Source organism: Stenotrophomonas sp. YJH_SMC_81, from assembly GCF_059370875.1.
On record NZ_JCAFUB010000001.1, the window covers coordinates 667,136 to 684,885 of the forward strand.

Below are 17,750 nucleotides of genomic sequence, written 5' to 3' on the forward strand. Positions count from 1 at the left end.
CAACCGCCAGCCCCGGCAAACGCCGGGGCCGGCTACACTGCGCCACGTTCCAATGCAGGCTCCGCCATGTCGCTGCAGATCCGCCGCGCCACCCTTGCCGATGTCGACGCGCTGTCGGCCATCGCCATCACCACCTACAACGAAACCTGGGGCGACTCGTATCCGGCGCAGGAGCTGCAGGATTTCCTGCAGGCGCACTACAGCAGCGAACCGCAGCGCGCCGAACTGTCCGACCCGCGCAGCGCGATCTGGCTGCTGATGGACGGCAACAACGTGGTCGGCTACCTGGCTGCCGGTGCCAACACCCTGCCGCATGCCGAGGCCTGCGAAGGCGACATCGAACTGAAGCGCTTCTACATCCTGGCCGACTACCAGAACGGCGGCCACGGCGCGCGCCTGATGGACGCGTTCATGGCCTGGCTGGACCAGCCGCAGCGCCGCACCCTGTGGGTGGGCGTCTGGGAGGAGAACTTCGGCGCGCAGCGCTTCTACGCGCGCTACGGCTGCAGCAAGGTCGGCGAGTACGACTTCATCGTCGGGGATACGCGCGACCGCGAGTTCATCCTGCGCCGGCTGTGACCATGCTGCACATGTAGAGTCGAGCCATGCTCGACTGCTTTGGCAATAGCCAGTCGAGCATGGCTCGACTCCACAAAAGCGAAGCGCCTAGAAGTCGAACAACTCCGACAGGAAGCTGTCCTTCTTCTTTTTCTTGTACCCATGGCCGTACTGCTGGCCCCGGTTGTCCTCGTAGCGCTGGCCCAGGTGGCGGGTATCGCGATGCATCACCGGCGGCGGCGCTGCGGCCGGCTGTGCCTGCACAGGGGCGGGCGGCGGCACCGCAGCACCGGCGCCGGCACGTTCGATGATCTTGTCCAGCTCGCCACGGTCCAGCCACACGCCACGGCAACCGGGGCAGTAATCGATCTCGATGCCATGGCGCTCGGCCATCTGCAGGGTCTGGGTCTTGCACACGGGGCACAGCATGGGCATGGCTCCTGAAGGTCTGGCAACGACTCTACCTGCCCACGGATGACTGTGCGGCAACACATGACCGATGGCACAGGGACTTCCGGCGCGTGCCAGCGTCCCCGGCCGCCTTCCACACTGCACGCTGGTTCCGCAGGGAGTGCGTGCATGACCGTCCTGTCCCGCCTGCCCAACGCAGCGCGCCTGCTGCTGGTGCTCCTCGGCGTCGGCCTGGGCCTCAATCTGCGCGATGTCGCTGCGGCCGCAGGCGCGCCGATTCCCGCCTTGCCCATGCCCTACGGCGGCAGCCTGCTGGACAACGCACTGGCCGTGCTGCTGGCACTGCTGCTGGCCGCACTGCTGCGCCCCCATGGGGTAGGCCTGATGGCCAGCCTGGGGCTGCGCGGCAACGGCTGGCGCGGCCCGATGTGGGTGCTGCTGGCCAGCCTGCCCTGCTGGCTGGGCCTGGCGCTGCTGGGCACGCCCAACACCGCACTGACCACCCTGGATGCAACGATGCTCGCCGTGCTGTTCCCACTGGCCGAGGAAGTGCTGTTCCGCGGCCTCGGCTTCGTGTTGCTGGTGAAGCTCATGCGTGGCCCGTGGTCCCTGCTTGCGCTGCCGCAGGCGCTGCTGTTCGGTTGGGTGCACTGGCTGGGCTTCGGCGGCTTCGACGGCGGCGGCACTGCCCTGTTCGTCGGCGCGGTCATCGCACTGGGCGGCTTCATCTTCGCTTGGCTCGACCATCTGGACGGCGACACCCTGTGGTGCGGCCTGGTGATGCATGTATCGATGAACATGGCGTGGAACGCGTTCAGCCTCGATGACGCCGTCGCGCTGGGCTGGCAGGCCACCAGCCTGCGTATCGGCACCGCGCTGCTGGCGGTGGCGGTGCTGGCCTGGCAGGTACGCCGCCGGCAGCAGCATCGGCTGTAACGCCCACTTAGCCTGGCGTGCACGCCGGGATCACCCCCGGCTTGCGCATACTTGCGCGCCTTCTGCTCCCCTGTTGTCCGGAGTTGCCGCGTCATGTTGCTGTCCAAGCGCTTTGTGGAACCGCGCGTCCTGCTGATCGAGGACGCCGAGGAAACCCAGGAACTCAGCCGCCTCGCCCTGGAAAGCCAGGCCTGCCAGGTCACCGCTGTCAGCAGTGCCGAGGCCGCGCTGGGCCTGCTCAACGCCGGCGAGCCGTTCGACCTGCTGTTCACCGACGTCTGCCTGGGCGGGATCAGCGGCATCGAAACCGCCAACCGCGTGCGCGAGCATCTGCCGCAGCTGCCGATCCTGGTCACCTCCGGCATGGACCAGCATCATGTGCTGCCGCAGCTGCGCGCCGGCATCCACTTCCTGCCCAAGCCGTACAGCATGAGCGAGCTGCTCGATGCCATCCGCCTGTGCTTCCGCCATGCAGCGGATGCCACGTTGATGCCGCCGCCGCAGGCCAGCGCGGCCTGAGGCAATCATTCACGCATGGCGTGGATTGAACCTGCAATCAACCGCTGCTGTACGGTCCGGTACCCGGGAACACCTTCAGCAGCGCGCGGGTGATCATGTCCGGATACACGGTGAAGTGATCCTGGTCATCGATCACCATGTTGTCCACCGTCAACGAGCGCCCGTTGGCGCGCAGCTGCTCGGCGAATTCGGCGTTGTGGCGCAGCATGTCGTTGCGGGTGAAATAGCGCGGCTCCGGCTTCACCGTTTCGAAGCTGCCGATCGACAGCACCACCGTGGTCGGCTGCGTGGGCGCCTTGGCCTCGGCCTGCATGCGCGGCACCCGATGGTTGTCGAACCACAGCGACGGGCTTGACAGGATGTAGGTGCGGAACATGTCTGGGCGCGTGGTCAGCACGTAGGCACCGAACAAGCCACCATAGGAATGACCGGCATAGGCGCGCCGCGCCGGATCAGTGCGGTAGCGCGCATCGATCATCGGCAGCACCTGCTCAGCGAGGAAATCACGGTAGTGCGCCGCGCCGCCGTAGCTGACGTCGTCGCTGTAGTCACGCGGATCGGTGCGCGCCGGATCGCTGGGCGTGTAATCGCGCGAGCGGCTCTGCTTGGACGTCAGGCCTTCCTGCGGCGGCAGCCCGACCAGGATGAAATCCTCGAGGTTCACGCCCTTCTGCCCCACCATGTTGCGCACGCTGCGCACCAGCGGGAAGGTGTACAGCGCATCGGTCACATACAGCACCGGATAGCGCTTCTCTGGATGCGCCGCGTAGTCAGCCGGCAGTGCTACCCAGATCGGATAATCGCGGCCCACCGGATCGTGCACGCGCAGCGCTTCGGTATCCGGCAGCACCACGCCCGGCACAGCGGTGGCCGCGCTTTCTTTCGCTTCATTCTGCGTTGCCGGTGGCGCCACCGACATCGCACAGCTACTCATGGCCAGGCAGGCCGCCATACTCCATCCACGCACACGCTGCATCCACACTCTCCCATTGCGGGCGGCGCACCGCATGGCACCGCTGCCGCATCCTTGCATGGCGTGCAGCCCGGTGCCAGTGCGGTCAGGGCGAGGCCGGCGGTGGTGCCGGGAACAGCGTGCGCAGCGCCTGCATTGCGGCCGGGTGATAGAGGGTCGCGTGGGTTTCCTCCGGCAGTGGCAGGTACTTCACCAGCGGCGACGGCGAGGCGTGCTGCAGCAATGCGGCTAGTCGTGCGGCAGAGGCGGCCAGCTCCGGCTGCCCGCTGCTGGCCAGGAATACGTGCGGCTGCGCACGCGTCACCGCAGGCAACTGCCTGGCCGCTCCGGCCAGCATCGCGCCGCGGTTCCACCACAGGCTGGGATCCAGCGCGATGTAGCTGTTGAACAGCGCCGGTTCCTGCAGCAGCGTCTCAACCACGAACAGGCCGGCCAGCGACTCACCGATCAGCGCGCGCTCGTCGGTGGTCGGGTAGCGCTGGCGTACCTGCGGCATCAGTTCATCGCGCAGAAACGTGCGGTAGGCCGCGGAACCCCCAACGCGCGGCGCGATCTTCTGGTCCTGCGGATCGCTGCTGGGGCCGGTCATGTCGCGACGGCGCTCGGTGTTCTCGATGCCGACCAGCAGGAACGGGCGCATGCTGCCATTGCCGCTCAGCACCTGCACCAGTCCTGCCACGTGCAGGAAGTCCTCACCGATGCCGCCGTCGGGCATGTAGATCACCGGCAGCGGCGCCTTCGGGTCCAGGCCCCAGGGCTGCGGGCGGTAGACATTGATGCGGCGGGTTTCACCCAGCGCCTTCGATTCGATGGTGAAGGTTTCGCCGATCACCAGCGAGGTTGCGGCCGCTGATTGTGCGGACGGCGCCGGTTCGGCGGCCATCAACGGCGCGACGGAGATGGCGGACAACAACAGCGACAGCATGATCAAGCGCATGGGGTGACCCGTCCTGGGAAAGAGGCCGAGCATAGCGCCCAGCGGCAGGCATTGGCGGCTTCTGCACGCTCAGCATCCCTGCCAGATGCATAGATCCATGCCATGCGGGGGATGACCTCCCCGCGCGCAACCGGGTACGGCTCGGTTTCCCATGCGAATCGCAGCCGAGCATGGCTCGGCTCTACAACAGTTCAACCGTCGCGGATGGGACGGATCACTGTAGAGCCGAGCCCACGCTCGGCTCAGCCCACCGCGCAAACCGCAGCCGAGCATGGCTCGGCTCTACAACACCTTGGACGTCGCAGATGCACCGATTTTTGAGTGCGTGACCCGCTGTTCCGTACCACCACGGCTGGCAAACGTGGCGCGCACTTTCCACGTTCCCCACCACGGCAAACGTGCCGTCAGCGGCAGTTACCGACATTGTCCAACGCGACCGACCGAGCGCATGAGCACATGCGTCGCGCCCTGTCGCTTGCTGCGTCGGCGCGGCCTGCGCCACCATCGTCGCGCGCCTGGATTCCGCATCGTTCTTCGGAAAATCCTCATTGAGCTCCAGGCGCAGGCGTAAACACCATACTGCGCCACCGACAACGGGTGGCAGCGGGCCTGCAAGCCCGTAATGACATTCACGCTGTTGTTTGCGCTCACCCGCCGACACTGTCTTTGGACCGTGCCGGCGGGTGATCCGTCGGCCTTCATGGCGGGCGGTGCGTGGGGGTCTTCGGACCCGCCGGTTACTACGTGATGTCATTCCGGCTTGCAGCCACGCATCGCCTGCCACCCGCCCTGCGCGGTGGCACGCCCACTCCAGAGCTGAGGAAGCCGAGATGACCGACCGTCCGCCCTATGCTTCATACGCCGCCAGCACCCACGATGACGACGACAACCCTGCGCCCGAACTGAGCACGTTTCTGGCTGCCTCAAACGCATCCGCGCGGGCGAAGGCGCCGATGGCCTGCCCTGGCCTGAAACCAGCCTATCTGCAGGGCGCGGGGTTGCCCTGTCGCGGGTGGAACGAGCCGCCATTGGCATGCTGACCGTGGCGGAAATGCTGCACGCCGCCGACCGCTGCCGAGCAATGGCCACGCCGGACCGGCATCTGGATGCCGGCGTGGTTGAAGGGCTGTTCTTTGCCTGCCGCAGTCTGGCCGAGCTGGTGTGCCGGGACGTGCGGCCGGAGTAGCCTCACCCTGTACTGCAAACCGGGCCATACTGGGGCCGGACCGGCCGGTACCGGGTCCCATCGAAACCTACAAGGAGGTTTGCGTGTTGAATGTCGTGATCGTTGCCGCGCTGGCTGCTGGCCCCGCTGCGTCCGTACCGTATGCCGATTGCCTGCTGGGCAATATCCAGCCCGGGCTGTCCGATCATGCTGTGCAACTGGTACAGCGGGCGTGTGCGGCGAAGCATCCAGACAGTTTCCTTGCCTCGCTGGAACTGGAACGCGCCTACAGCGCCCAGCGGCAGGCGCGGTTCGATGCGGATCGGGCTGCGGCGGAGCGGGCTGCGAATGCCGCCGCCAATGCTGCAGCCGTTGCCACGCAGGTGGCGGCGGAACGCGAGGCGGCGCGGGCGCGCGGCGCCAAGGCGAAATAGGCATTTTGCGAGCAACAACACAAAAAGGCACCGCTGAGCGGTGCCTTTTTGAATGACTTGAGTCATTGACCGCAATGGTGGGCCGTGAAGGATTCGAACCTTCGACCAAAAGATTAAAAGTCGTCCAAATTGTAATCTAAGATCAAGCACTTGCTCTGAATAATTCTACGGAACGGCTCTATAGACTATAATGAATTCCTTACGATACTGAGCCGTTTTACGGAGGCCTGACAGCCCCCAAGACGCGAAGGTGCTCATCTTCCATCAAGCCAAGCGCCCCTCCCCGGTGGGGCGAGCGCAACACGCTCTCCCAGATCTCTGCCTTGGTTAGCAAAAGCCGCCAGATCTGCAAGATTCTTGGTCGACTAAGCATCGAGGGATGCTCTGAACAACTATCTGGGTAGTTGTTCAGAGCATCCCTAGGCGGCCTGACACTGGCGGTTATGCCCAACAGTTGGTGGCCAAAGCGGCCACGATGAAGTCTGGACTCCAAAGAGCCCCGCTCCTGAAAGCGGGGGTGCGTCGGAATCGGGACTGCTACTTGACGGGAATTCATTTAGCGCCCTCCGAATTGGGGAATCTGGCCGAACTTCCCGACTGGCTGAAGGCACGGCGGCTATGGACGCTGGATGGTGCTGCGCTCAGCGAAGATTACTCAGACCATTTCTAGGCGGCGGGCTTTCTAGCGGGCGATGCGTTGTGGTGGGTAAGTCGACGCGTGCAGAACGACACTCACCCGAGGGCCAGCAAGCGCAATTCCATGCGTCAACGAATGGTGAACAGTCCGTGAAGAAGACAGCATCAAGGGAAAGACACTGTAATCGTCCTTCAGTTAGGCTCGGTTGACAGGGCCACTCCCTGACCAAGCTGACGAGACCTCACCACAGTAATATGACCAGCACCGAACTGAAGTCAGTACTAGCGACAATCCTCGCACCGGCAACTTTTGTGACCACCTTGGCTTGGTGCGATACAGCAAGAGCAAAGACTGCGGACCGTGGTCAGCCTATGATAATCAGCTCTGACTCCACCAACTGCAAGGTCACCGCGAACGGCCATTGCCACCATCGAGGCAACGTGGAAATCAACCAAGGCACGCTAGAAATACGAGCGGATACCGCCGAAGTTCAGAAGAAGAATGATGAGATCCACCGAATTATATTCACCGGAAGTCAGGCCACCTTGAAGCAGCAGTTGGACGACAGCACATGGACCAACGCTCGTGCAGACCGGATCGACTATAGAATCAGCGATAACTTAGTCGTTCTAACCGGAAACTACGAAGTGAGCTCTATCCAAGGGACCACGACGGGACAGAAAATGGTCTATAACGTCGTTACAGGCGAGATCCGCAGCGGGGGAGACGGCACCCGCGTACGAACGGTTATTATGCCCAAGAATCCTCGCCCCTCGATACGCTGACGACGTTCCCAGGCAACTTCAAGCGCGTCAAACGTGGCATTCCCGTCCCAAGGCCGCGCAGCGAACTCCAGTCGATCTCGCCTTTTCAGGACTTCGATCGGTCTCTTACAGTTCCCTGGCTCCCACTGTTAGAACAGCAGATCTTCGCGTGCGGACCAAACTGTGTGGTGAGGCCCACTCAGTGCTCCTCTACACAGTAACGCTTCGCGAAGCATGGCGGTGGGGGCTTCCAGCATTGATCGCAGTGCCAATCCCAACGGGCCCAGCTGGCCGACGTTGGTCGGCAGTTCTTCGCGAGCGAGCGAACATGGTAGGTCCACCGCAACCACCTCCACGTCGCACATGCTCCGGTTGTGCCGGAAACGACTTAACCACCTCCGTCCCTTTTTCTGCTAGAGGGCCTCGCCGGCTTCGGCCAGGCGCGATTCGATCCGGGCGTACCACTGCTGCAGCACGTCGATCAGCATGTCCAGCTCGGCATCGGTGCGCTGTGTTCGCCCACTGCGCAGGCAGGCCTGGGCTTCCTGAAGCTGGGCCAGGATCCCGGCCACGGTATCGGCCTGCAGGATCAGGCCTGGCAGTCGCCGCCCGGGGATGCGCACCACGGCATGGTTGCCGAGCTGGCCGTACACGCTGAGCGTAGCTTCCGTCTTCATGGAGAGGGGCAGGAATTGGGCATTCATCGAGTGCATCGTTCGAAAACCTGAGCCGCAGGCAGGCGTGGACGACGGGGGAGACGTTGCCACGCCTGCCGGCGGTCAGGGGAGACTCGGGATGCCGGGACACCGCCCCGGCGCAGGAAGGTCAATGTGGCTGTGTCATCCCCGCGATCTGCACGCGGCGGTTCGGCGCTAGGCAGGCAATCGGCTCGCGCCGCTTGCGCTGTTCACACTGCACGATCGGCTCGGCCGCACCGCGTCCTTCCGCGCTGAGCACGGCGCTGTCGAAACCGAAAAAAGCATCGGCCGACAGCCGCAGCGGTTGTTCTGGCAGCGATGCCGGTGCCGGCGGGGCCGGTAGCCGCGGCGGCTCCAGCACGACCGCGCACGATTCCCAAGCTCTCTCAAGGACGTAGATCTTCCCCGCGACCTTGCCATAGAACTCCCTCCGGTCCTAGATTTGCGCCTCATGAACGTCGTCAAGCAGCAAATAGAAGGCGTTCCAATTCGCAACTTCTCTCCTCGCCCTGCATCTCGAACTCTCGGGCCAGATCGAAGCCTGGGCTAGCCTAGGATCATGTTGCAATCAAACCACAGACCGGGCTCGACGATGCGGCAAGAAAATTATCCCCATTTACTCATTGCAACTACAATGAACCAGATCCAGCCCCCCCCCTAAACCTTCCCATACTGCTCTGCAAGGAGAGCCCGCAACTCATCCGCAATCTTCGCCCCACGCTGCGCACAGGAAGCCTTGATCTGGCGATGAAGACTCTCAGGAATATCAATGGTGAGGCGTTTCATCCGCCCTGATTCCTTCAAATCATTCCGCCCACCAACCAATCCATCAGAAGCAAAAATAACGTCCTTGCAACGCGCGACTCCCGCAGGGACCTCTTTACAAGGAGGCACTCCCGAAAGGACATCCTTACAAGGAGGAAATCCCGCAAGTCGATATTCCTTGACGCTCATTTGCCGCCCCCAAGAATTTAGTTAATACAACTGCGACATCAGATAAAGCCTGGCGCAACCCCCGCCATTTCACTAGAGACGCTACCCGCCAGGTTGCGGGGATTCACACGAACCTTGCAAACCCAGCCACGCCTGACGGCCGTGGCGTAAGAATCACCCATGGTGGCCATCCCCCACCTCCGTTCGGCTTACAGGGGCAGTCCCCACCCCAACGCTGGAACCTAGTCCGAGTTGTAGTACGACGGGGTCAGCATAGGCAGCCGATCTATGCCTGGTCAAGCGGGGTGCAATTGCACTACGGCAAGAGGAAGGGAGGCACGCAATCAACATTCGACGCAAGATCACGGGGAGAGAAGATGCGTACCTCCAGAGCCCCTCCCCGCCACAGACGTTCACTTGCGTGGCAGGGATCGGGGTGCGCCCAAGCGTAGTTACCAGCTGACGCCAGCGCCGGCCGAAATGCTTCTGTCACTGCCACTGAATGCACCACCCAGTGACAGAGAAGCATTCTTCCTCTCGCCAAGAATTCGCTGATAGCCCACTGCCAGTGCCGTGCGCCCCCCCTGCGAGCCGACACCGGCCCCCAATCGGTTAACACCGCTTAATCCGGCAGTGTTGATTGCCATGCCAGCATAAGCGGCACTGATCGCGCCCATACGATCAATGCGCTTGTCAATGCTACGGAAGCGGCTGTTAGCCCACTCACGTTCGGACGCAAACCGACTGTCGGTCAACTCGCGCTCAGACTCAAACCGACTGTTAGTCAACTCGCGCTCAGACTCAAACCGACTATTGCTCCAGTCGCGCTCCGCAACGAAACGGTCATCCATCTGCCCAACATTAACCGCGTCATTCGGCATTGTGCCGCGCGCGACATTGCTAACAACACGTTCATTGCCCTCTGAACCTACTGAAAACTCGTTGTCACGAGTAGCGCTTGAACCAGCACCTACTGCAACTGAGTTATGACCTGTGACAGAGGAACCATCTCCGATTGCGGTCCCCTTCTCCTGTGTCACAACGGCGTCTTTACCAATTGCAACAGAACCAGGGTCGGTTACCGGCATGATGATAGAGCTTATACGCGAATCCATAGCGCTCCACCTAGCTTCCCAGTCTTCACCCACCTGCCACAACTGGCCGCCATTGATGACCTCTTTACTATTTTGACTCACACTCCCATTAGATACCCCCGTTATTTTATTGCCACTGAGCGAAATGGAATTACCAAAGGTAGCCGGACCAGTGACATGCACGCCCGCGCTTCCTTTTAGATAGAGATTTCCGTCTACTGTCCCGGAGACAATTGCGCTACTATCCGTGCCACCAACACCATTCAAGCCCCCATCATTCCCTACCCGGAATGAATATTCATCTGGGCAACTCACATTGGGCGAACTACCAATAGGGCCGTAGCTATACCCGGTCCCCGTTGAGCCTTGGCAAACCGTAACGAAGCCATTGCCCGTCGCTGCAAAAGAAGATTCCACAGCACCCGCCACAACGAGCGGAATTGCCAAGAACCTTAAATTGCGGCGAAGCAATGAAGAGCAGACTTCCAGCATGCCGGGAACCGCGTTGCCACTAATGCCGTTCATGATAATTTACCTCTTTAATATTCACTCGTTTAGAAGATCCCGCTGGGGCCAAAAAATCTTAAGCCCACGAGCGTTTACCAGAGCAATTAATGCCAGCCCTTCTCACCCAGCCAAGCATTTATTGCGATTGCAAGGTTAGTCGATTCCAAGCCAATCGTGACCGTCAGCACATTTATGCTTATCCAGACTTACTGATAATCGTATTTGTAGTTTTCATAGAACCCAGACACGAATGACCGCTGCAGCAGCAGTGCCGCCGAACGCGCCCGCACCTGAATCCACGCCACATTTTGCGGCAATGCTCCACGTTCCTCGAAAGGCCAAGGCCGCCGCGTCAACGCCACCCAGCGAAGCAATTTGAAACATTCGGAGAAATGAAGAGCAACAATGAATTAATCCGAATGCTTTCGAATTAATTTGGTTAATTTTGATTTGAATTTACGCACCCTGTATTGGCATCTACTACGCCAATGCGACTCCAGTGGCGTCGTATCACTCTATCTAGCAGCCGCTCAAGTCCATTCCTTGCGTTACGCCTCCGGAAGCCGGCAGCGATTGTGGCTGAGGGCAGAAATCAAGCGATTTCCGCCCTAGCGGGTTTGCGCTTTGCAGTCGCGGCTATAGGCAAATTTCATCAGGTGGAACATGCTGGATCTGATGCCACTTCCAAGCCAACCAGGCAATCGACTTAGGCATGGGCTGCAGCTATTGCAACAGGGCGCAAAAAGTCCGCGGCTCTCGATGTGCAACGAAGCCCGGGAGACGTGATCAGATCAACGCGCGATCTGAGCAGTACTGACTCGCTTTTGTGACTGATAACAGCAGCGCAAGGCTGAACGAACACCTTTAGCTTTGATGCCGACGCGTCTTTGCTTTGGCTTCCTAAGAGTGTAATGCCTGCCTCAAGCTCTTCCGTACTCCAAGGAATGGTGAACGCCTCGTGAAGCTAGAGGTTTCTCAAGTTCCCTCTACGGCGTGCGGTTGAGTAGCTTTAATTCTCCATAAGCCATTGGACATCGCCATGCCGATGACTGCACTCGCAATCGCAGTAGCACTTTCAGGTCATCCAACCCTCGACTGGGAGAAGGATCGTGCTGAGGACTCACACATGCTCACACTTTGCCAGATACGTCGCGATCAACTCCACCAGAGCAGAGTTATCGGTGATGATGAACGGTACGCGCGTGCTACTGAGATCTGCGACATGCTTGCACAGGAGTATGCAAAAAAATGGGATTTCGACGAACTGGATGCTCGTGCTCTGCCGACCATGGATTTCGTTGAAGCCATCCTACGCGGATACGCGGTAGTGGTGACGCCGACGCCAGAAGAACTTAAGCAATTCGAGTCCCTTTGATTGCCTAGACGGCCGCGGATATAGACGTATCATCTGCGGCCGCTTATGGTCTCCCCCTCCCGACCTAGACGGTCCGACCACTTAGGCAAGGCCGCTGTCACTCCGGGATCGACCGCTGCACCGCGTCCCGCAGCGATCAAGGGTTCGGCAAGCGCCGCTTGCCGCCCGGCCAGGAAATGATGGGCTTGGGCATGGTTTCTCAGTATTTGCAATAGAGGAAACCGACAATCCCGCCGCTCTCGCGAGCGCGACGGGGCCACCGCGACGGGGCCACGGCCAATGCCAGGTGCTGAGATCACCTGCGTTGCGGCGCCGCCCGGATGCTTGCCGGCAACCGGGCGGCGCCCTGTCTTGCTAGATGGTCAATTCGACGAGAGGCAAGTTGGGCGCGGCCTCAACCAGCCGACCGCCCCGAACCCACACGTTGTATGGGATGGACAACTGGAGCTGCCCAAACGCCCGCATCTGCACCCCGTCATAGGTGGTCAATGTGCTGGTGCCGTCACTGTTGTGTGCGGTGACTGTAGCGAGCAAGCGAGGGCTACTGCTTACCAACTCGCCAAATTGATCCCAGAGGTCAGTCCGCATCGGTGTAGTGCCTTTCCAGAGTGACGGTTTGTTCGATCACAACGGCCTGCTGATCGATCACGACCTCAATGCGCAACGAGTCGCACTGCCCGTGCCAGGTGCCTTCTGCCCCGACCACCTCCACCAGATCCAAGGGCATGATTGCGCCAACCTCGCCCGGCTTTAGCGGCCTCGGAAACAGTGGCACTGTCAGGTCCACCGCCGCCTGCTCACCTCGATCGCACAGGACATTCCGCCCCCGCTCGGCGCCCGCCGCCGCCACGTTGATGAGGGGATTGCTCACCTGCTGAGCAAAGAGCTGCCCGGCTTCACCAGCCTTCCGTACCTTGCAGGTCACGCCCTTGCCAGCCAGTTCACCAGTCACGACAACGGCGTCGTACAGGGGCGCGCTCCGCATCTGGAGGCTCTCCGTCAGCACGATGTCCTCCTGCAACACATGGTCCGGCTGCGTGTCGCGCCAGAGCCAAGGGCTGACTGGATAGCTCGCGCGAACGTGCAGTGCAGACTGAACAACGGCACCACTTGCCTCGGCCAGCGCACTGATTGCATCCAAGGGTGCGCTGCCGTCATAGAACCAAGCACCGGGGGGAACGGTCCAGTCGACCGTCTCGTAGTGGCTGGTAAAGCCGGTATCCACCAGTTCCTCTGCCACAAGTTGCGCCATGCTCCTCGCCTCGTTGGCGACCTTTACCCGAGCAGGCGCATAGGGTGCGGCCAGCAGTGCTGTGCGTGAGCGCCCACTGCAGCGGACACCGCCATCTGCGAACTCTCGTTGCTTCTGGAAGCTCTCCACGATGCCGGTCCATGTGTAGCCGTTGAGGACGACTTCGAACTGCCGGGGGCCGGCCGCTGTTGGCTTCAACAAGGACAGCTGCCCAGGATCGGCCAGCTCGAAGTCAAAGGTCCATCCCCACGCACTGCGGCTTGAGCTGAGCGAGATCCGCGTCAGCTCGATAGGGGTTCGGTCGGGTACCGTCACGATTCCGCCTTGCCGGAGGAGGTCCCGCTTGATCGGAGAAGTTCTCCAATTTCAGGATCTACAGGAACTGTGCAGACCTGGCGAGCGTCCGCGCCTCGCAACAGTAGAGGCTTGGGCGCGTACTTGCGGCATCCGCTACAAGTACGACGGCAAAGGTGGAATTTGGACCACGGCAGCAGCAATGAACGCCGCTCTCGGACTGCAGCAGGCGTCGAACGATGCATACGGGGCTGACGTAATCTGATGGCACCTCGACCGCGAAAACACAATCCATCCATCCCGCCACACATCGACCAGACGAAGATCCCCAAGGGCGTTTACTGGGATGCGACGGGCCGTGGCCGCTGGTACATCTTCGAAGCCACGACTGGCATCGATGGCCCCCGGAAAACTCGCCGAACGGTCGCGGGTCCCGAAGCCAAGCTCTCCGAATTGCATGGCCTCATGGAGTCAGCAGAAGGCACCGGAACTGTGGAATGGGTCTGCACTCAATACCACGACAGTGCCAAGTTCAAGGGGCTCGCGGCTGGCACGCGTGCGGACTACGAGTCGGCGCGTAATGTCCTAGTGGGCTACCCCACGAACCTGGGCGTGCCGTTCGGCAAGCTCCAAGTCAACAAACTGCGGAATCACAATTTCCAGCGCCTTATTGATCGGATTGAATCGGCAGGCACACCCACGAAAGCAAACAAGGTGCTGCGCTACTCACGGCTCGTTTTCCGCTGGGCATTGAATCGGGGCATCGTGAACCACAACCCCGCGCAGGGCCTGGAACAGGCGAAGGAGCGCAAGCGGCAGCGACTGCCCATCGATGATGCATACATCAAGCTGCTTAACTTCGCACAGGAGCGCAGCCAGCGACCAGCGAGAACTGAGGGCTCGGTGCCACAGTATCTATGGATGATCATGGAGCTGGGCTACCTCTGTCGGTTGCGTGGCATTGAGACCCTCACCCTGACCGAAGCACAAGGGACGGCCGAGGGCTTGCACACCAATCGACGGAAGCGCAGCCGGGATAATCTGGTGGAATGGACGCCGCGACTGCGTAGCGCCTGGGATGCTGCCATTGCGCCGCGACGGCATCATCAAGCACCACGGGCTGCCCGTGCAGCTTCGCGCCGACCTGCGCTTCCTTTTCCTCGCAGAACACGGCGAGCCGCTGCAGAAGACGAGCCTGGACAGCACCTGGCAGCGCTTCATCCAACTAGCGATCAGCGCCGGGGTCATCTCGGTCGAGGAGCGCTTCAGCCTCCACGACCTCAAGCGAAAGGGCGGTACCGACACGGCTGGCAACCGCGCTGAACGCCAGGACGCACTGGGCGTGACCGATGCGATGATGAAGGTCTACGACAAGAGCGTTCCACGCGTGAAGCCATCCACGATGAAGGATCGCTGAGGAAGGAATACGCGGGGATTTACGGAGTGAATTACGGAGGCGATGAAAAAAGCGCCACTCGGGCGCTTTAAGTCATTGATCGCAATGGTGGGCCGTGAAGGATTCGAACCTTCGACCAAAAGATTAAAAGTCTTCTGCTCTACCGACTGAGCTAACGGCCCATTGCACTGCCCCAGCCTTTCGGCAGGGTGGGCATTCTACCCTACTTTGGCCGGTCGCGTGAAACCCCGGTGTGTCGAAGTTGCCGGCCAGCGGCCGGCACTACCAGTGGGCTTAAACCTTTCGGGCCATTGTCGCATCCCATCTGTGATCCTTTCCCGGAGCCATGGATGCGTCTGATCGCCAGCCTGCTTGCCGCCCTGCTGCCCTGCGCAGCCCTGGCCGCCCCGCCCCAGGTCGTCACCGACGACATCGCCCGCTTCTGGGCCACCTATGATGCGGTGCGCGCCGAACCCGATGGCGAACGCCGGGTGGCGCTGGTCCAGCAACGCTACATCGATCCCGGCAGCCCCGGGCTGCATGCGCTGATGCAGGTGCGCCACTACACTGCCCGCGAATACGCCGTGGCCATGTGGGCGTGGCCGCGCTTCTGGACGTCGGTGCGGCCGCTCACCGCCAACGCACAGCTCGCCAGCGCCACGCTGGAGCGCGACCTGACTGCGTTCCGGGCGCTCTACCCGGCACTGCGTCCAGCCACCATCACCTATGCAGTGGGCGTGCTGCGCACAGGCGGCACCACGCTGGGCAACAAGGTATTGATCGGCGCGGAGATGGCGCTCGGCGATGAGCGCGTGGACGTGAGCGAGCTGCCCGAGCCGATGCGCAGCCGCCTGCGGATCTTCTACGACAGCCGCCCCGGTGCGAACAACGCGCAGAACAACCTGCACGAATACGTGCATACCCAGCAGCGCGAGACCACCGGCAGCCTGGCCCAGTACGCGGTACGCGAAGGCGTGGCCGAATACGTGACAGAGCGCATCAGCGGGCGCCGCCCGGCGTTGCCGCTGTACACCTATGGGCCAGCGCACGAAGCGGAAATCCGCGCGCGCTTCCGTGCGGAGATGCACGGGGACAACCTGGACAACTGGCTGTACAACAGCGCGCGCAATCCGTTCGGGGTGAGTGACCTGGGCTACTACGCCGGCTACCGTATCGCGCAGGAGTACATGCGCCAGCAGGCCGACGAGAAGGCCGGTATCGCGCGGATGATTGAGTTGGACTATGCCGATCCGGCTGCGGTGCGGGCCTTCATCGAGGCATCGGGATGGTTGCAGGCCCGCTAGGTCAAGGAGTGCGGACCAACGGTTGGCACCACCGAGGGAGTGATTGCCCCACCGGGGAAGCCGGCCAGCGGCCGGCTCTACCAGGCGCGGTCAGGCGTACCGCGTGGGGTCGGGCACGCCGGCTTCGGCGAAACCCTGCGCGCGCAGGCGGCAGGCGTCGCAGTGGCCACAGGCAGCGCCGTTGGCGTCGGCGTTGTAGCAGGACACGGTCAGGCCGAAGTCCACGCCCAGGCGCACGCCTTCGCTGACGATCTGGCCCTTGCTGAGGAACTGCAGCGGGGCATGCACCTTGATGCCGGCGCCTTCCACGCCCGACTTTGTGGCCAGGTTGGCCAGCGCCTGGAACGCGGCCACGAACTCGGGGCGGCAGTCCGGGTAGCCGGAGTAGTCGACAGCGTTGACGCCGCAGAAGATGTCATTGGCACCGAGCACTTCGGCCCAGCCCAGCGCCAGCGACAGCATGATGGTATTGCGCGCCGGCACGTAGGTGACCGGAATGCCGGCTCCGCCCGCCTCCGGTACGTCGATGTCATCGGTCAGCGCCGAGCCACCGATGCTGCGCAGGTCCACGTCCACGGTCTTGTGCGCGACCACGCCCTGGGCCTTGGCCACGCGGGCTGCGGCATCCAGTTCGGAGGTGTGGCGCTGGCCGTAGCGCACGCTCAGGGCATGCACGGCAAAGCCCTGTTCCTGGGCCATGGCGATGACGGCGGCTGAATCCATGCCGCCGGAGAGAAGCACGACTGCCTTCTTCATGGGAAATCTTCCGGTTGGGAGGGGAAAGCCAGCACGCTGTCCCGCGCCGGAGCTACATCAGGGAACGCTGCGCCGGCTCATCGGCCCGGCTCGTCGTTCCACAGGATTTTATGCAACTGCATCTGGAAGCGCACCGGCAGCCGGTCTTCGACGATCCAGTCGGCCAACTGCCGCGCGCTGATCTCGCCCTTGCTCGGCGAGAAGAACACGGTGCAACGCTCCACCAGGCCGTGCTCGGCGACCATGGCCTTGGCCCAGTCGTAGTCCTCGCGGTTGCAGATGACGAACTTGATCTGGTCGCGGACGGTCAGCAGCGGCAGGTTTTCCAGGCGATTGCGGACGGCTTCGGCCGAGCCCGGCGTCTTGATGTCGACCACGCGCGACACGCGCGGGTCCACTGCACTGACATCCAGCGCGCCGGAGGTTTCCAGCGAGACATCCATGCCCGCATCGCACAGCTTCTGCAGCAGCACCAGGCAGCGCTTCTGCGCCAGCGGCTCGCCGCCGGTCACGCAGACGTGGCGGACGCCCTGGGCCAGCACCTCGGCCACGATGTCGTCGATGTCCCACCAGGTGCCGCCGTGGAAGGCATAGGCGGTGTCGCAGTACTGGCAGCGCAGCGGGCAGCCGGTCAGGCGCACGAACACGGTCGGCCAGCCGGCGGTATCGGCCTCGCCTTGCAGCGAGGTGAATATCTCGGTGATCTTCAGGCGCGGCAGCGGCGACTGCACGATGTCGCTGGGGGTGGCGACGGCGTTTGACGGGGTAACGGCGGTCATGGCGGGTACTTCTTGGTGGGACACGTGG

18 protein-coding genes, 1 tRNA gene and 3 pseudogenes are annotated in these 17,750 nt (G+C 62.2%); 10 read left to right on the forward strand and 12 right to left on the reverse strand.

Annotation, left to right across the window (positions count from 1 at the left end):
• Nucleotides 1-66: 66 nt before the first annotated feature.
• Nucleotides 67-579 carry a GNAT family N-acetyltransferase gene (locus tag AC5P8U_RS03010; protein ID WP_353761555.1) on the forward strand — a complete coding sequence of 171 codons (513 nt, stop codon included), beginning with the start codon at nt 67-69 and terminating at the stop codon, nt 577-579.
• An 87-nt stretch (nt 580-666) separates the two neighbouring features.
• On the opposite strand, the gene AC5P8U_RS03015 is transcribed toward AC5P8U_RS03010, so the two are convergent.
• Nucleotides 667-987, reverse strand: coding sequence for a TFIIB-type zinc ribbon-containing protein (locus tag AC5P8U_RS03015; protein WP_061480338.1), 321 nt, complete (start codon nt 985-987; stop codon nt 667-669).
• 150 nt (nt 988-1,137) lie between these two features.
• Here AC5P8U_RS03015 and AC5P8U_RS03020 point away from each other — a divergent pair, with 150 nt between their 5' ends.
• Nucleotides 1,138-1,905, forward strand: coding sequence for a CPBP family glutamic-type intramembrane protease (locus AC5P8U_RS03020; RefSeq protein ID WP_495213866.1), 768 nt, complete (start codon nt 1,138-1,140; stop codon nt 1,903-1,905).
• Between the two features lie 93 nt (nt 1,906-1,998).
• Nucleotides 1,999-2,424: a response regulator gene (locus tag AC5P8U_RS03025; RefSeq protein ID WP_061480336.1), complete on the forward strand. Its 426-nt coding sequence runs from the start codon at nt 1,999-2,001 to the stop codon at nt 2,422-2,424.
• A 37-nt stretch (nt 2,425-2,461) separates the two neighbouring features.
• Here the strand turns inward: AC5P8U_RS03025 and AC5P8U_RS03030 are convergent, their stop codons facing one another.
• The gene (locus tag AC5P8U_RS03030) at nt 2,462-3,400 is read right to left on the reverse strand and encodes an alpha/beta hydrolase (RefSeq protein ID WP_072167675.1); all 939 of its coding nucleotides are present in this window, start codon (nt 3,398-3,400) and stop codon (nt 2,462-2,464) included.
• Nucleotides 3,401-3,482: 82 nt separating this feature from the next.
• Nucleotides 3,483-4,334: an alpha/beta hydrolase gene (locus AC5P8U_RS03035; RefSeq protein WP_088497082.1), complete on the reverse strand. Its 852-nt coding sequence runs from the start codon at nt 4,332-4,334 to the stop codon at nt 3,483-3,485.
• 1,033 nt (nt 4,335-5,367) lie between these two features.
• Here AC5P8U_RS03035 and AC5P8U_RS03040 point away from each other — a divergent pair.
• The 3 genes from AC5P8U_RS03040 (at nt 5,368) to lptA (ending at nt 7,355) form a co-directional block, all read left to right on the forward strand.
• Nucleotides 5,368-5,520 (forward strand): hypothetical protein, encoded by a 153-nt coding sequence (locus AC5P8U_RS03040; protein ID WP_227838078.1) that lies wholly within the window; start codon nt 5,368-5,370, stop codon nt 5,518-5,520.
• 83 nt (nt 5,521-5,603) lie between these two features.
• Nucleotides 5,604-5,933 carry a hypothetical protein gene (locus tag AC5P8U_RS03045; RefSeq protein WP_072167673.1) on the forward strand — a complete coding sequence of 110 codons (330 nt, stop codon included), beginning with the start codon at nt 5,604-5,606 and terminating at the stop codon, nt 5,931-5,933.
• 891 nt (nt 5,934-6,824) lie between these two features.
• On the forward strand, nt 6,825-7,355 hold the full coding sequence (lptA, locus tag AC5P8U_RS03050; protein ID WP_188240725.1) for a lipopolysaccharide transport periplasmic protein LptA: 531 nt from the start codon (nt 6,825-6,827) through the stop codon (nt 7,353-7,355).
• Between the two features lie 194 nt (nt 7,356-7,549).
• Here the strand turns inward: lptA and AC5P8U_RS03055 are convergent.
• The 5 genes and pseudogenes from AC5P8U_RS03055 to AC5P8U_RS03075 all read right to left on the reverse strand — a co-directional run.
• A pseudogene (locus tag AC5P8U_RS03055) lies at nt 7,550-7,693 on the reverse strand (SAM-dependent methyltransferase); the annotation flags it as partial.
• Nucleotides 7,694-7,747: 54 nt separating this feature from the next.
• Nucleotides 7,748-8,011, reverse strand: a complete 264-nt coding sequence (locus AC5P8U_RS03060; RefSeq protein WP_242015791.1) for a DUF6959 family protein — start codon at nt 8,009-8,011, stop codon at nt 7,748-7,750.
• Between the two features lie 148 nt (nt 8,012-8,159).
• Nucleotides 8,160-8,408 (reverse strand): annotated as a pseudogene (locus AC5P8U_RS03065) (OmpA family protein); the annotation flags it as partial.
• A 281-nt stretch (nt 8,409-8,689) separates the two neighbouring features.
• Complete coding sequence (locus AC5P8U_RS03070) at nt 8,690-8,875, reverse strand: plasmid partition protein ParG (RefSeq protein ID WP_425604529.1); 186 nt, start codon at nt 8,873-8,875, stop codon at nt 8,690-8,692.
• Nucleotides 8,876-9,417: 542 nt separating this feature from the next.
• A complete protein-coding gene (locus tag AC5P8U_RS03075) occupies nt 9,418-10,584 on the reverse strand; it encodes a YadA-like family protein (protein WP_353089380.1) in 1,167 nt (388 codons plus the stop codon).
• 1,021 nt (nt 10,585-11,605) lie between these two features.
• On the opposite strand from AC5P8U_RS03075, the gene AC5P8U_RS03080 reads away from it, so the two are divergent.
• Nucleotides 11,606-11,941, forward strand: coding sequence for a hypothetical protein (locus tag AC5P8U_RS03080; protein ID WP_188240721.1), 336 nt, complete (start codon nt 11,606-11,608; stop codon nt 11,939-11,941).
• A 577-nt stretch (nt 11,942-12,518) separates the two neighbouring features.
• Here AC5P8U_RS03080 and AC5P8U_RS03085 read toward each other — a convergent pair.
• Complete coding sequence (locus AC5P8U_RS03085; protein ID WP_447899899.1) at nt 12,519-13,508, reverse strand: hypothetical protein; 990 nt, start codon at nt 13,506-13,508, stop codon at nt 12,519-12,521.
• Between the two features lie 444 nt (nt 13,509-13,952).
• Here AC5P8U_RS03085 and AC5P8U_RS03090 point away from each other — a divergent pair.
• Nucleotides 13,953-14,276 (forward strand): annotated as a pseudogene (locus AC5P8U_RS03090) (phage integrase central domain-containing protein); the annotation flags it as partial.
• 289 nt (nt 14,277-14,565) lie between these two features.
• Nucleotides 14,566-14,904: a site-specific integrase gene (locus AC5P8U_RS03095; protein WP_198422621.1), complete on the forward strand. Its 339-nt coding sequence runs from the start codon at nt 14,566-14,568 to the stop codon at nt 14,902-14,904.
• Between the two features lie 85 nt (nt 14,905-14,989).
• On the opposite strand, the gene AC5P8U_RS03100 is transcribed toward AC5P8U_RS03095, so the two are convergent.
• A tRNA-Lys gene (locus tag AC5P8U_RS03100) sits at nt 14,990-15,065 on the reverse strand.
• Between the two features lie 168 nt (nt 15,066-15,233).
• Between AC5P8U_RS03100 and AC5P8U_RS03105 the strand changes: the two genes are divergently transcribed.
• Nucleotides 15,234-16,187 (forward strand): DUF2268 domain-containing putative Zn-dependent protease, encoded by a 954-nt coding sequence (locus AC5P8U_RS03105; protein WP_072167672.1) that lies wholly within the window; start codon nt 15,234-15,236, stop codon nt 16,185-16,187.
• Between the two features lie 90 nt (nt 16,188-16,277).
• On the opposite strand, the gene queC is transcribed toward AC5P8U_RS03105, so the two are convergent.
• Nucleotides 16,278-16,943: a 7-cyano-7-deazaguanine synthase QueC gene (gene queC, locus AC5P8U_RS03110; protein WP_061480332.1), complete on the reverse strand. Its 666-nt coding sequence runs from the start codon at nt 16,941-16,943 to the stop codon at nt 16,278-16,280.
• A gap of 77 nt (nt 16,944-17,020) precedes the next feature.
• Complete coding sequence (gene queE, locus AC5P8U_RS03115; protein WP_072167671.1) at nt 17,021-17,722, reverse strand: 7-carboxy-7-deazaguanine synthase QueE; 702 nt, start codon at nt 17,720-17,722, stop codon at nt 17,021-17,023.
• Nucleotides 17,723-17,750 lie beyond the last annotated feature (28 nt).